This window comes from Streptomyces sp. AK08-02, assembly GCF_033795085.1.
In the GTDB taxonomy this organism is placed as follows: domain Bacteria; phylum Actinomycetota; class Actinomycetes; order Streptomycetales; family Streptomycetaceae; genus Streptomyces; species Streptomyces echiniscabiei.
Window position 1 is genome coordinate 1 of record NZ_JARAZV010000039.1, and the last position, 15,237, is coordinate 15,237.

The following is a 15,237-nucleotide window of genomic DNA, read 5'->3' on the forward strand; positions in this document are numbered from 1 at the left end:
GCCGATCTCCTGGGCCTCGACCGGGTCGGTGCCGATGACGATTTCTTCCGGCTCGGCGGGCACTCCCTCCTCGCCACCCGCCTGATCGCCCGCATCAGGCTGGTCCGGGACACGGACCTCTCCGTGGCCGCTGTCTTCCGCACCCCCACGCCCGCCGGACTCGCGGCCGCCCTCGATGGTGCCGTGCCCGCGCGCCCCGAGCCCGGCCCGCGGAGCCGTCCCGAGGTTCTGCCGCTGTCGCCTGCCCAGCGCGGTCTGTGGTTCATCAACCGCCTTGACCCGACGGACGGTTCCTACAACATCCCGCTGGTCGTGCGGCTCAATGGCACCCTGGACATCCCGGCCCTGGAGTCGGCACTCGGCGCCCTCACGGACCGGCACGAGAGTCTGCGTACCGTCTTCCCGGAGTCCGACGGCACGCCTCGCCAGGTCGTCCTCCCGGCGGAGGCCGCCCGCCCCAGCCTGGACGTCGTCGACGCGGTGGGCCAGGACGAGTCCGTCCTGCTCTCCGGTCTCACCGGACGCGGCTTCGACCTCGCCGTGGAACCGCCGCTGCGCGCGGGCCTGTTGGTGCGTGGCCCCGAGGAGCACCTGCTGGTCCTCGTCGTGCACCACATCGCCAGTGACGGCTGGTCCACCGCACCCCTGTTCCGCGACCTGTCCGACGCGTACACCGCAGCCCTCGACGGCCGTACCCCGGACCGGGACCCGCTGCCCCTCCAGTACGCCGACCACGCCCTGCGCCTGCACGAGCTGCTGGGTGACGAGTCGGATCCCTACAGTGTGATGTCACGTCAGTTCGCCTACTGGACACGGGCGTTGGCGGACATTCCGGAGGAGCTCGCGCTCCCCGCCGACCGGCCCCGTCCTCGGGAGAGCAGCGGCGAAGGCGGGCTCGTGCCCTTCGAAATGGGGGCCGAGACGCACCGGGCGGTCCTGCGGGTGGCCCGTGAGCACGGCGCCACGCCGTTCATGGTGCTGCACAGCGCACTGGCCGCGCTGCTCACCCGGGTCGGCGCGGGCGAGGACATCGTCATCGGCGGCTCGGTCATCGGGCGGGAGGACGACCGGCTGCGGGATCTGGTCGGGTTCTTCGTCAACTCCTTGGTGCTGCGCACGGACACCTCCGGCGATCCCACGTTCCGCGAGCTGATCGCCCGTGTGCGGCGCGCCGACATCGCGGCCTTCGACCACCAGGACCTGCCGTTCGAGCGGCTGGTGGAAGCGCTCAACCCGGTGCGGTCGACGGGCCGGCACCCGCTGTTCCAGACCAAGCTGGTTCTCCAGAACCTGGAGCGGGCGGCCGTCGAACTCCCTGGACTGAGTGGTGAGTTCGTGCAGCAGGACCCCGACATGGCCAAGTTCGACCTGCTGTTCAGCGTCGCCGAGCGATTCGGCGAGGACGGCGAACCGGCCGGGATCACCGCGGCCGCCGGTTACTCCGCCGACTTGTTCGACCACGCCACCGTCGAGTCCCTGACCACGCGTTTCGTGCGGCTGCTCGATGCGGCCCTCGCCGCCCCCGACCGGAGCCTGGCCGAGCTGGAGATCCTCTCCGGCGCCGAGCGCGCCGAGGCCCTGCACGGCCGTAACGACACCGCCGCCGAGGTGGCCCGGCACACGCTCGTCCAACTCTTCGAGCGGCGCGCCGCCGAGTCGCCCGAGGCGCCGGCCGTGGTCTGCGGCGAGCGCGAACTGACCTACGCGCGCCTTGATGAGCGGGCCGACCGGCTGGCCCGGCTGCTCCTCGCGCGCGGTGCGCGGCCCGGCGGACTGGTGGCGCTCGCCGTACCGCGCTCGGCCGAGGCGGTCGTGGCGATGCTCGCGGCGGGCAAGGTGGGAGCGGCGTATCTGCCGCTTGACCCGGACCAGCCCGGCGACCGGGTACGGGTCCTGCTCGCCGACGCGCTCCCCGAGCTGCTGCTCACCACGCGCGCCGCCCTCGACCTGGCCCCGCACCTCGCCGGACAGCCCGGCGGGACCGTCGTCCTGGACGACCCGGAGACCGAGGAGGCACTGGCCGGCCTCGCCACCGGTCCGCTCACTGACGCCGAGCGCGGCGCCCCGCTCTCCCCGGACGACGCCGCCTACGTGATCTACACCTCGGGCTCCACCGGAACCCCCAAGGGCGTGGTGGTCGAACAGCGCGCGATCGCGGAGTACGCCACGTATGCGGCGAGCCGCTGGTCCGGTCTCGCCGGGCGCACCCTGCTGCACTCCCCGCTCTCCTTCGACCTGGGTCTGACCGGCCTGTACGGCACCCTGCTGGCGGGCGGCTGCCTGTACGTCGCCGACCTGGACGAGCACCTGCGGGTGCCGGGCGGGCTGACCTTCGCCAAGGTGACGCCCAGCCACCTGTCGATCCTGCTGGAGCTGCCCGGGTCCTGCTCGCCCACCGCCCACCTGGTCGTCGGTGGCGAGGCACTGCACGCGGAGCAGCTCGCCGACTGGCGCGAGCGCCACCCCGGCGTTGAGGTCGTCAACCACTACGGCCCCACCGAGACGACGGTCGGCTGCCTCCACCACGAGGTGCCCGCGGGCGCCGCACTCGCGGCCGGGCCGGTGCCGCTCGGGCGCCCCATGGCCAACACCCGCGTCTACGTCCTCGACGCCCGGCTGAACCCGGTGCCCGACAGCGTCTCGGGTGACCTCTACGTCGCCGGAACCGGCGTCGCCCGCGGCTACCTCGGCCGGACGGGGCTCACCGCCGAGCGGTTCGTGGCTGACCCGCATGGGCCGGCCGGGGCCCGCATGTACCGCACCGGGGACCGGGTCCGCTGGACCCGGGCCGGGGTCCTGGAGTACGTCGGCCGCGCCGACCACCAGGTCAAGGTGCGCGGCTACCGCATCGAGCCCGGCGAGGTCGAGGCCTGCCTGCTGACCGACCCGGGGGTGACCCAGGCCGTCTGCCTGGTCCGCGAGGACCAGCCGGGCGACCGCCGGCTGGTCGCCTACGTCGCCGCCGACGCACCCGACGCACCCGACGCACCCGACGCGGCCGAGCGGCTGCGCTCACACGCGGCCGCCGCGCTGCCCGCGTACATGGTGCCGTCCGCCGTCGTGGTCCTGGACCGGCTGCCGCTGACCGCCAACGGCAAGGTCGACCGTGCCGCACTGCCCGAGCCCGGCTCGGCGGGCGGACCGGTGACCCGGGCCCCGCGGACGCCGGAGGAGGAGATCCTCTGCGGGTTGTTCGCCGACATCCTCGGCACCGACCGGGTCGGCATCGACGACGACTTCTTCGCCCTGGGCGGCCACTCGCTGCTCGCGATGCGCCTGCTCAGCCGGATCGCCTCCACGCTGGGCGCCCGGATCGGCATCAAGGCCCTGTTCGACGATCCGACCGTCGCGGGCATCGCCGCCCGCCTCGGCGCCGCCCGCGACACCCGCCCCGCGCTGCGGCTCGCCGAGCGCGGGGAGCGCGTCGCCCTGTCGTACGCGCAGCGCCGCCTGTGGTTCCTGAACCGGCTCGAAGGCGGCGACGCCACCTACAACGTGCCCCTGGTGCTGCGCATCGGCGCCGGACTCGACCGGGCCGCGCTGCGCGAGGCGCTGCGGGACGTGGTCACCCGGCACGAGAGCCTGCGCACGGTGTTCCCCGAGCGCGGCGGCGTGCCCTGGCAGCGAGTCCTCGGGCCGGTGGAGGGCGCCCCCGTCCTCGACGAGACCGAGGTCGCGGCCGAGGAACTGGCCGGGGCGATCGAGTCCACCGTGGCCCGCGGCTTCGACCTGGTCTGCGAACCGCCGCTGCGGGCCCGCCTGTTGAGCTGCGGCGACGAGGCGACCCTCGTGCTGGTGATGCACCACATCGCCACCGACGGCTGGTCGATCACGCCGTTCCTGCGCGACCTGGGCCGCGCCTACACCGCCCGCGCCCGCAGCGCCGCCCCTGCCTGGCGGCCGCTGCCCGTGCAGTACGCCGACTACGCGGTGTGGCAGCAGCAGGTCATGGGTGACGCCGGTGACGCCGACAGCACCTTGGCGCGGCAGCTGGCGTACTGGACGGAGGCTCTCGCGGGGCTGCCGGAGGAGCTCGAACTGCCTGTCGACCGGCCCCGCCCCGAGGCCGCAACCTACCAGGGCGCCAACGTGCCCTTCGCCCTGGCGGCAGAGGCGCACACCGCGCTCGCCGACTTGGCCCGGCAGAGCGGCGTCAGCGTCTTCATGGTCCTCCAGGCCGCGCTCGCCGCGCTGCTCACTCGCCTCGGCGCGGGCACCGACATCCCGCTCGGCACCCCGATCGCGGGCCGCACCGACGACGCCCTCGACGAGCTGGTCGGTTTCTTCGTCAACACCCTGGTCCTGCGCACCGACACCGCCGAAGACCCCACCTTCCGTGAGCTGCTGGCCCGTGTCCGCGAGACCGACCTGGCCGCCTACACCCACCAGGACCTGCCGTTCGAGCGCCTGGTGGAGGAGATCAACCCGGTGCGCTCGCTGGCCCGGCACCCCCTGTTCCAGGTGATGCTGGTGCTGCACAACACCCTCACCGGCCCCCCGGAGGCCGACCTGGACGGTGTGCCGGTGCGGGTGGAGAGCGCCGAGGCGGCCGTCGCCAAGTTCGACCTCTCCGTCAGCCTGTGGGAGAAGCACACCGACGAGGGCCGGTCCGACGGCATTGCCGGACAGCTCGAGTACGCCACCGACCTGTTCGACCGCTCCACCGCTGAGGCCCTCGCCGCCAGGCTGGCCCGGCTGCTCACCGCCGCCGTCACCACCCCCGACCGCGCCATCGGCGAGCTGCCGGTGCTGGACGGGGACGAGCTGCGCACCCTGCTCACCGACCGCAACGACACCGCCGTGGCACGTCAAGAGGCGTCCCTGGCCGAGCTGTTCGCCGCGCAGGCCGCCCGGACGCCGGACGCCCCGGCCGTGGAGAGCGCGGACCTCACCCTGACCTACGCCCAGCTCGACGCCCGGGCCGAGGCGCTGGCCGACGTCCTGGCCGAGCGGGGTGTGGGCGCCGAGGACCGGGTGGCGCTGCTGCTCGGCGGGCGGGTCGACCACGTGGTGGCGACCCTGGCGGTGGCGAAGGCCGGAGCGGTGTACCTGCCGCTGGACGGGCGAAGCCCCGAGGCCCGGATGCGGAAGCTGCTCGCCGACACCGGCACGGCGGCCGTCGTCACCGACCGCGCGACCGCCGCACTGGTGCCGCCAGGCGCGGCCCCGGTCGTCCACGTCGACGACCGGGCGGAGGGAACCCACCCGCGGCCCGCCGTCCACCCCGACGCGCTCGCCTACGTCATGTACACCTCGGGTTCGACCGGAGAGCCCAAGGGCGTCGCGGTCACCCAGCGCGGGGTCGCCGGACTGGCCCGCGACCGGTACTGGGGCCACGGCCCCGCCGACCGCGTCCTGTTCCACTCGCCGACCACCTTCGACGCATCGACGTACGAGCTGTGGGGCCCGCTGCTGACCGGCGGCCGGATCGTCGTCTGCGACGCGGACGCCACCGACATCGCGGCCCTCGCCCGCACCATGACCGACCACGAGGTCACCGTCGGCCTGTACAGCGAAGGCCTGTTCCGGCTGCTCGCCGAGCACCACCCGGAGAGCTTCCGGCACCTGCGCGACATCTGCGTCGGCGGCGACACCCCGGCCGTGGCCGGCGTCCGCCGCGTCCTCGCCCACGTGCCGGGCGCCCGGATCACCAACAGCTACGGGCCCACCGAGTCCACGCTGGCCGTGGTCCACCACGCCCTCACGGAAGCGGACCTGACGTACGGCACGGTCCCCATCGGCCGCCCGCTGGACAACACCCGCGTCTACGTCCTCGACGAGCGCCTGCGCCCCGTACCGGACGGCGTCGTCGGCGAACTCCACGTCGCCGGCGAGGGCCTGGCCCGCGGCTACCTCGGCCGGGCCGGGCTCACCGCCGAACGGTTCGTCGCCGACCCCTACGGCCCGGTCGGCACCCGCATGTACCGCACTGGCGACCGGGTCCGCTGGACCGCCACCGGGGAGCTGGAGTTCGTCGGCCGAGTCGACGACCAGGTCAAGGTGCGCGGCTTCCGCATCGAGCCGCGCGAGGTGGAGAACGCCGTCGCCTCCTTCCCCGGCACGGTCCACACCTTCGTCACCGTCCGCGAGGACCGGCCCGGTGACAAGCAGCTCGTCGCCTACGCCGTACCGGCGGCCCTGGACGTCACAGAGCTGCGCCGCCATGCGGCCGGGCTGCTGCCCGACTACATGGTCCCGGACGCCTTCGTCACGCTGGACGTCCTGCCGCTGAACGCCAACGGCAAGCTCGACCGGGCCGCGCTGCCCGCTCCCGAGTACAGCGCGGGCTCCGGCCGGGCCCCGCGCGACGCACGCGAGCGGCTGCTGTGCGGGCTCTTCGCCGACCTGCTCGGCGTCGCCGACGTCACCGCCGACGACAACTTCTTCGCCCTCGGCGGCGACAGCATCGTCTCCATCCAGCTCGTCAGCCGAGCCCGCCAGGCCGGTCTCGCGCTCACCCCTCGCGACGTCTTCCAGCACCAGACGGTCGACGCCCTCGCGCGGGCGGCGGCCGACGCGGGCGAACAGGCCGTCGACGACGGCACGGGCGAGGTGCCCGCGACCCCGATCATGGAGTGGCTGCGCGAACTGGGCGGCCCGATCGAGGGCTTCAACCAGTCCGTTCTGCTCCGCGTCCCGGCCGGACTCACCGAGCGTGCCCTCACCGACGCGGTGCAGGCGCTGCTGGAGCGGCACGACGCCCTGCGCGCCCGCCTCGACCGCGCGCAGGGCGGCCCCTGGCGGCTGGAGATCCCCGCTGCCCAGGACGCCGACGCCGCCTGCCATGTTCGCCGCGTCGACATCACCGACGTACCGGAGACGGACCTGGAGCCGGTGCTGGACCGCGAGGCCGAGCAGACCCGCCGCTCCCTCGCCCCCGACAAGGGCGAGATGCTGTGCGCGGTCTGGTTCGACGCCGGAGCCGACCGTGCCGGACGCCTGCTGCTGATGGCCCACCACCTGGTCGTCGACGGGGTCTCCTGGCGGATCCTGGTGCCCGACCTGATGGGCGCCTGGCTCGACGGCCTGGAGCTCCAACCCGTGGGCACCTCTCAGCGCACCTGGTCCGAGCGGCTCGCCGAACGAGCCGTCTCCCCGGCCGCTGAGGCTCAGCTCGCCCTGTGGGAAGGCATCACGGCCGCCCCCGAGCCATGCCTGACCGGCGCGTCGCTGGACCCGGCCGTGCACACCAAGGGCACCGCCCGCCGGTACACCGCCGAGTTGCCCGCCGACCGTACCGAGGCCCTGCTCACCGCCGGGGCCGAGGAGGTGCTGCTCACCGGTTTCGCGCTGGCCCTCGCCGAGTGGCGGCGCCGGCGCGGCGTCGGCGGCGGCAGCGCCGTACTGGTTGACCGGGAGGTGCACGGCCGCGACGGCGACGACACCGCCGACCTGTCGCGCACGGTCGGCTGGTTCACGGCCATGCACCCGTTGCGCCTCGACCCCGGCATCCGCTGGGACCAGACGGCAGACCCCGAAGCCCTCGCCGGAGCGCTCGCCCGCACCGGTGAGCTGCTGCGGGCCCTGCCCGACAAAGGCACCGGACATGGTCTGCTGCGCCACCTCAACCCGAGGACCGCGCCGCTGCTGGCCGCCGGACACGCCCCGCAGATCGCCTTCAACTACCTGGGCCGGGTTCGCACCGGCAGCGAAGAACCGGCCGCGTGGGGCGCCGCACCCGAGCGGGTGACCGTGGCGCCCACCGACCCCGGCATGCCGTTCGCGCACGCCCTGGAACTGAACGCGGTCGTCCACGACGGCGCCGACGGCCCGCGTCTGACCGCGACCTGGTCCTGGCCCGGCGCCCTGTTCGAGGAGCCGGAGATCGCGGCCCTGACCGAACTGTGGTGGGCGGCGCTCGACGCGCTGACCCGGACCGGCACCGACCCGGACCCCGACCGCACCCCACCGACCGACCTGTCCCTGGTGGACCTCCTCCAGGACGAGATCGACGAGCTTGAGTCCGACTGGAGGCAGTGAAGTGACGACACAGAACACACGCAAGGGACGCGGCCCGTCAGCCATCGAGGACGTACTGCCGCTGTCGCCGCTCCAGGAAGGCCTGCTGTTCCACTCCCTGTACGACGACGGAGCCGGGCAGGACGCCTACACCGTCCAGCTCTTCGTCGACCTGGAAGGGCCCGTCGACGCCGCCCGGCTGCGCGAGGCGGTTACCGCCGTGCTGCGCAGGCACCCCAACCTGCGGGCCGGTTTCCGGGCAGTGCGCTCCGGCAAGCCAGTCCAGTTCGTGCCGCGCCACCTCGAACTTCCCTGGCGCGAGATCGACTTGGTGGGGCTGGAGGACGCCGACGCCGAACTGGCCCGGCTGTGCGACGAGGAGCGCGCCGAGCGCTTCGACCTCGCCGCGCCGCCGCTGCTGCGCTTCCTCCTCGTGCGCCGCGCCGCCGACCTGCACCGCCTGGTCCTGACCAACCACCACATCCTCATGGACGGCTGGTCGGTCCCGGTCCTGCTGCGCGAGGTCTTCACCGTTTACGACCGTGGCGAGGACGCCCTCGCCGCCGCCACCCCCTACCGGCGCTACCTGGAGTGGCTCGCCCGCCGCGACCGGGACGCCGACGAGCGGGCCTGGCGCACCGCCCTGGACGGCCTGACCGAGCCCACCCGGGTCTGCCCGGGCGCCGCGAACGTCGGCGAGCCGCGTCTGCCGGAGCGCGTCGAGACCTCCCTGCCCGCGATGTTCCACACCGGCCTCGCCCGGCTCGCCGCCGAGCACGCCGTCACGCTCAACACCGTCGTGCAGACGGCCTGGGGCGCCCTGCTCGGCCGTCTGACGGGCCGTGACGACATCGTCTTCGGCACGACGGTCTCGGGCCGTCCGGCTGACATCCCCGACGTCGAGACCATGATCGGCCTGTTCATCAACACCGTCCCGGTGCGCGTCCGCCTCAAGGCGGACGAGAGCTGGGCGAAGGCACTGACCCGAGTGCAGGACGAGCAGTCCGCCCTCGGCGCCCACCAGCACCTGGGCCTGTCCGCCGTCCAGGCGGCGGCCGGCACCGGCGAGCTCTTCGACACCGCCGTCCTGGTGGAGAACTACCCCGTCGACCCGGCCACTTCGGCCCCGCTCGAATCCGGGCTGCGCCTGGTCGGCGCCAAGGGCCGCGACGCCACCCATTACCCCCTCACTCTCGTGGTCTCCCAGCGCGGCGACGACCTCCACGTCCGCCTCGACCACCGCCCCGACCTCGTCGACCGCCCGGCCGCCGAAGCCCTGCTGGAACGCTTCGTACGACTGCTGCGCGCCGCCGTGACCGCCACGGACACCCCCGTCGGCGCCGCCGACCTTCTCTCCGCCGCGGAACGCGACCTGCTGCTGGGGGAGTGGAACGACACGGCCGCCGCACTGCCTGCGGCCCTGCTTCCCGAGCGGTTCGCCCGCAAGGCCGCTACGACCCCGGACGCGTTGGCCGTGACGTGCGAAGAAGTCGTCCTCACCTACGGGCAGTTGGACGCCCGCGTCGATGCCCTCGCCGCGGAGCTGCTGCGCCGTGGGGCCGGCCGGGGCTCGGTGGTGGCGCTGGTGCTGCCGCGCTCGGCGGACGCGGTGGCGGCGATGCTTGCCGTCGGCCGCACCGGAGCCGCGTTCTTGCCCGTGGACCCCCAATTCCCGGCGGAGCGCGTGGCGTTCGTGCTGGCGGACGCGGCCCCGGCCGTGGTGCTGGCGTCCCGGGAGACGGCGTCCCTGGCGCCCGGGGCAGTGCTCGTGGAAGAGGTGGGCCCGGCCGTGGAACCGGTCCCGGCAGGGGAGGTGTCCGCCGACGACGCGGCATATGTGCTCTATACATCGGGTTCGACGGGGCGTCCGAAGGGTGTGGTGGTCCCGCACGGCGCACTGCGCAACCTCCTGGACGGCACGGCGGCCCACGTCGCGCTGTCACCGGGAGACCGCTGGCTTGCGGTGACCACCTTCGGCTTCGACATCGCGCTGCTGGAGGTCTTCCTGCCCCTGATCTCCGGCGCGGCCGTGGTGCTGGCCTCCGGCGACGACGTACGCGACCCGGTCGTCCTCGGTGAACTGGTGCGCCGCGAGGGCGTGTCGGTGATGCAGGCGACGCCGAGCCTGTGGCGGGCCCTGCTGGATGAGGTGCCGCAGGCCCTCGACGGGCTGCGCGTGCTGGTCGGCGGCGAGGCTCTTGACGCTTCCCTGGCACGGCGGCTGGCCGACGGCGCAGCCTCGGTGCGCAACGTATACGGCCCGACCGAGACGACCATCTGGTCGACCTCGGCGCCGGTCACCGGCCCGCAGGTGTCGATCGGCGGCCCGCTCGCCAACCAGCGCGTCCACGTCCTCGACGGCGGCCTGCGCCTCGTCCCGCCGGGCGTGCCGGGCGAGCTGTACATCGCCGGCGACGGCCTCGCCCGCGGTTACCTCGGCCGCGCGGGGCTGACCGCGAGCCGGTTCATGGCCGACCCGTTCGGCCCGGCGGGCACGCGCATGTACCGCACCGGCGACGTCGTCCGGTGGGCGCCGGACGGGCGGCTGCTGTTCGTGGGCCGTGCCGACGACCAGGTCAAGATCCGCGGCCACCGCATCGAGCTCGGCGAGATCGAGCAGGCGCTGGCCGGTGCCGAGGGCGTGGCCCGCGCGGTGGCCATGGTCCGAGAGGACACGCCCGGCGACAAGCGGCTCGTCGGCTACGTGGTGCCCGCCGACATCGACGTCACGGCCGTACGCCGCCATGCGGCCGGGCTGTTGCCGGAGTACATGGTGCCCTCGGCGGTCGTCGCCCTGGACGCCGTACCGCTGACGCCGAACGGCAAGACCGACCGCAAGGCGCTGCCCGCGCCCGGCCTCGCAACGCGGGAGGGGCGCGCGCCGCGGACCGCGCAGGAGGAGATCCTGTGCGGCCTGTTCGCTGAGATCCTCGCCGTGGCGAACGTCGGCATCGACGACGGCTTCTTCCAGCTCGGCGGGCACTCGCTGCTCGCCACCCGCCTCGTCTCCCGCATTCGCACGGCCCTGGGCGTGGAGGTGCCGGTGCGGGCCCTGTTCGAGACGCCGACCGTCGCCGGACTCGCCCGGTACGTCGACTCGGCCGCCGCCGCCCGCCCCGCGCTGACCCGCCGAGAGCGGCCGGAGGCCGTGCCGCTGTCCTTCGCCCAGCACCGCCTGTGGTTCGTCCAGCGCATGGACCCGGACGCCTCCCACTACAACATGGCGACGGCGTTGCGGCTGCGCGGCGAGCTCGACACGGACGCGCTGCGCTCGGCCCTCGCCGACCTGCTCGCCCGCCACGAGTCCCTGCGCACCGTCTTCCCCGAGCGCGACGGACAGCCCCACCAGCACATCCTCGACCCCGCCGAGGCTGCCCCGCAGGTGCTGCGCACCGGCCGCACCGACGAGGACGACCTGACCCGCGCTGTCGCCGAGGCCACCCGCGAGGCCTTCGACCTCACCGCCGGGATCCCGCTGCGCGCCACCCTGCTGGCCCTCGGCCCGGACGACCACGCACTGGTCCTCGTCCTGCATCACATCGCGGGCGACGGCTGGTCGATGCGCCCCCTTGTCCGCGACCTGACCGACGCCTACGCCGCCCGTCGCACCGGCGGTGCCCCGCAGTGGGCGCCGCTGCCGGTGCAGTACGCCGACTACGCCCTGTGGCAGCGCGATCTGTTCGGCGAGGAGAACGACCCCGACAGCCTGGCGGTCCGCCAACTCGACTACTGGAAGCGTCAGTTGGACGGACTTCCCGAGGAACTGCCGCTGCCCGCCGACCGGCCGCGGCCGACCGCGGCCACCCACCGTGGCGACCAGGTCACCTTCGAGCTCGACGCCCATCTGCACCGTCGGCTGCTGACCCTCGCCCGGCAGAGCGGCGTCAGCCTCTTCATGGTGTTCCAGGCCGCCCTCGCCGCCCTGCTCACTCGCCTCGGCGCGGGCACCGACATCCCGCTCGGCACCCCGGTCGCGGGCCGCACCGACGACGCCGCCGAGGATCTCATCGGCGTCTTCATCAACGAACTCGTTCTGCGCACCGACACCTCCGGCGCCCCCACCTTCCGCGAACTCCTCGCCCGCGTCCGCGAGACCGATCTCGCGGCCTACGCCCACCAGGAGCTGCCCTTCGAACGGATCGTCGAGGAACTCAACCCCGAGCGCTCCCTCGCCCGCCACCCCCTCTTCCAGGTCTCCCTCTCCCTCCAGAACAGCGCCCCGCCCGTCCCTGCCCTCCCGGGCCTGACCGCCGAGACCGTACGGCGCCCGGACGACACCGCCCGCTTCGACCTCGCCCTGCGCCTCGGCGAGACCACCGGCGAGGACGGCACCCCCGGCGGCGTGCGCGCCCAGGCCCTGTTCGCCGCCGACCTGTACGACCGGACCACCGTCGAGACCCTCGTCGCCCGGTTCGTACGGCTCCTCGGCGGCGCCCTCGCCGAACCCGACCGCTCCATCGGCGACCTGGAGATCCTCGACGCGGCCGAGCGCACCGAGCTGGTCGAGGCCCGCAACGCCACCGCGTACGAGGTCCCCGAGGGCACCCTGCCCCGCCTCTTCGCCGCGCGGGCCGACCGCACCCCGGAGGCCCCGGCCGTCGCCGACGGCGCCGAGACGCTCACCTACGCCCAGCTCGACGCACGCGGCAACCGGCTCGCCCGGCTGCTCACCGGCCTGGGCGTCGGCCACGAGGGTCTCGTCGCCCTTGCCCTGCCCCGTTCCGCCGGCGCCGTCGTCGCCATGCTCGCCGTCGGCAAGGCGGGCGCCGCCTACCTCCCGCTCGACACCGAACAACCCGGCAGCCGCCTCGACTTCATCCGCGAGGACGCGCACGCCGCCGTACTCCTCACCACCGAGGACACCCTGGCAGCCGTGCCCGAGCTTGCCGACGGCCCCGAGCGGCTCGTGGTCCTCGACGCCGAGGAGACCCGCGCCGCCCTGCGCCGCATGTCCTCCGAACCACTCGACCCGGCCGCCCCGGCCCACCCCGAGCAGGCGGCCTACCTCATCTACACCTCCGGCTCCACCGGCGCCCCCAAGGGCGTCACCGTGCCCCAACGCGCCCTCGCCGACTACGCGTTCCGCGCCGCCCGCACCTACCCCGGCCTCGCCGGACGCACCCTGCTGCACTCCTCCCTCTCCTTCGACCTGGGCCTGACCACCCTCTTCGGCACCCTCCTCGCGGGCGGCTGCCTGTACGTCGGCGAACTCGACGAACGGCTCGACGTGCCCGGCGGACTGACCTTCCTGAAGGTCACCCCGAGTCATCTGCCCCTGCTGGAACTCATGCCGGACGTCCTCGCCCCGCACGCCGAGCTGATGACCGGCGGCGAGGCCCTGTACGGCGAACAGCTCACCGGCCGCCGCGCGAGCCGCCCCGACCTCACCCTCGTCAACCACTACGGCCCGACCGAGACCACCATCGGCTGCCTCGACCACCGCCTGGCCGGACCCGCCTCGGCCGCCCCGGTGCCGCTCGGCCGCCCGATGTGGAACACCCGCGCCTACGTCCTCGACGAGCGGCTGCGCCCCGTCCCCGACGGCACCATGGGCGAGCTGTACATCGCCGGGCACGGCCTGGCCCGCGGCTACGCCAACCGGCCCGCCCTCACCGGCGAACGCTTCGTCGCCGACCCCCACGGCCCGGCCGGCACCCGCATGTACCGCACCGGCGACCGCGTCCGCTGGAACGCGGCCGGAGAGCTGGAGTTCGTCGGCCGCGCCGACGACCAGGTCAAGATCCGCGGCTTCCGCGTCGAACTGGGTGAGGTCGAGGCGGCCCTGATGCGCGTCCCCGGCGTGACCGCGGCCGCCGCGGCCGTACGCGAGGACCGGCCGGGCGACCGGCGCCTGACCGCGTACGTCGTGCCGACAGGCGTCTGCGTGGACGCCGCCACCGTCCGCGACCACCTGTCCCGCAGCCTCGCCGCCTACCTGGTGCCGAGCGACGTCGTCGTCATGGACGCGCTGCCGCTCACCGCCAACGGCAAAACCGACCGCGCCGCCCTGCCCGCACCCGACACCGAGCACACCCCGACCGGAGGCGTGCCGCGCACCCCCGAGGAAGAGGTGCTGTGCGTTCTGTTCGCCGAGGTCCTCGGCATAGGCCGGGCCGGCGTCGGTGTCGACGACAACTTCTTCCACCTGGGCGGCCATTCACTGCTTGCCACCCGCCTCGTCAACCGGGTCCGGACCGTCCTCGGCGTCGAACTCCCGCTGCGCGCCCTCTTCGAGCGCCCCACCCCGGCCGGTCTTGCCGCCCTGCTGCGCGACGCCGACCACGCCCGGCCCGCCCTCGCGCCGATGCCGCGCCCCGAGCGCGTCCCGGTCTCCTACGCCCAGCGCCGCCTGTGGTTCCTCAACCGCATGAACCCCGCAAGCCCGCTCTACAACGTGCCCGCCGTGCTGCGTCTGCGGGGCGGCCTGGACCGGGACGCGCTGCGGGACGCGCTGCGCGACGTGGCCGACCGGCACGAGACGCTGCGCACCGTGTTCCCGGCGGTGGACGGCGAGCCCGTGCAGCGCGTGCTCGCCGGGACCGACCATCTCGACCTGCCGGTGGTGACGGCAAAGGAGCAGGACGTACCGCGGAGAGTTGCTGAACTGGTGGGCGAGGCCTTCGACTTGACGACCGAACCGCCGCTGCGGGCCTCGCTCGTCGCACTTGGGGCGCAGGAACACCTCCTCGTCCTGGTCATGCACCACATCGCCAGCGACGCGTGGTCGTGGCGGCCGTTCGCCGAGAACCTCGGCACGGCGTACGCGGCCCGGACGCGGGGGGAGGCCCCGCAGTGGGCGCGGCTCGCCGTCCAGTACGCCGACTACGCGCTGTGGCAGCGCGAGGTGTTCGGCGCGGAGTCCGGGGAGCTCGACCGCCAGCTCGACTTCTGGCGGGAGACCCTGCGGGGCACCCCGGAGGAGCTTCCGCTGCCCACGGACCGGGTCCGTCCCGCCGAGGGCGACCAGCCGGCGGGCGAAATCCGGCTCGCCCTGGACGCGGAACTGCACGCGCAGCTGCATGAGTTGGCCGCCTCCCGTCAGGTCAGCCTCTTCATGGTCCTCCAGGCCGCCCTGGCCACCACCCTCGACGGCCTGGGCGCGGGCACCGACATCCCGCTCGGGGTCCCCGTCGCCGGACGGACCGACGAGGCGCTCGACGACATGGTCGGCTTCTTCGTCAACACGCTGGTTCTGCGGACCGACACGTCCGGCAACCCGACGTTCGGCGAGCTGCTGGCCCGGGTGCGGGAGACCGACCTCGCGGCCTATGCCCACCA

Annotated in this window: 2 protein-coding genes; both read left to right on the forward strand. The window is 74.1% G+C overall.

All coding sequences use genetic code 11. The annotated features are described in order from the left end of the window. Positions 1-9 precede the first annotated feature (9 nt). Positions 10-7,980 carry a non-ribosomal peptide synthetase gene (locus PV734_RS45455; protein WP_319295180.1) on the forward strand — a complete coding sequence of 2,657 codons (7,971 nt, stop codon included), beginning with the start codon at positions 10-12 and terminating at the stop codon, positions 7,978-7,980. A 1-nt stretch (position 7,981) separates the two neighbouring features. After that, a partial coding sequence (locus PV734_RS45460; RefSeq protein WP_319295178.1) for a non-ribosomal peptide synthetase occupies positions 7,982-15,237 on the forward strand: 7,256 nt, incomplete at its 3' end.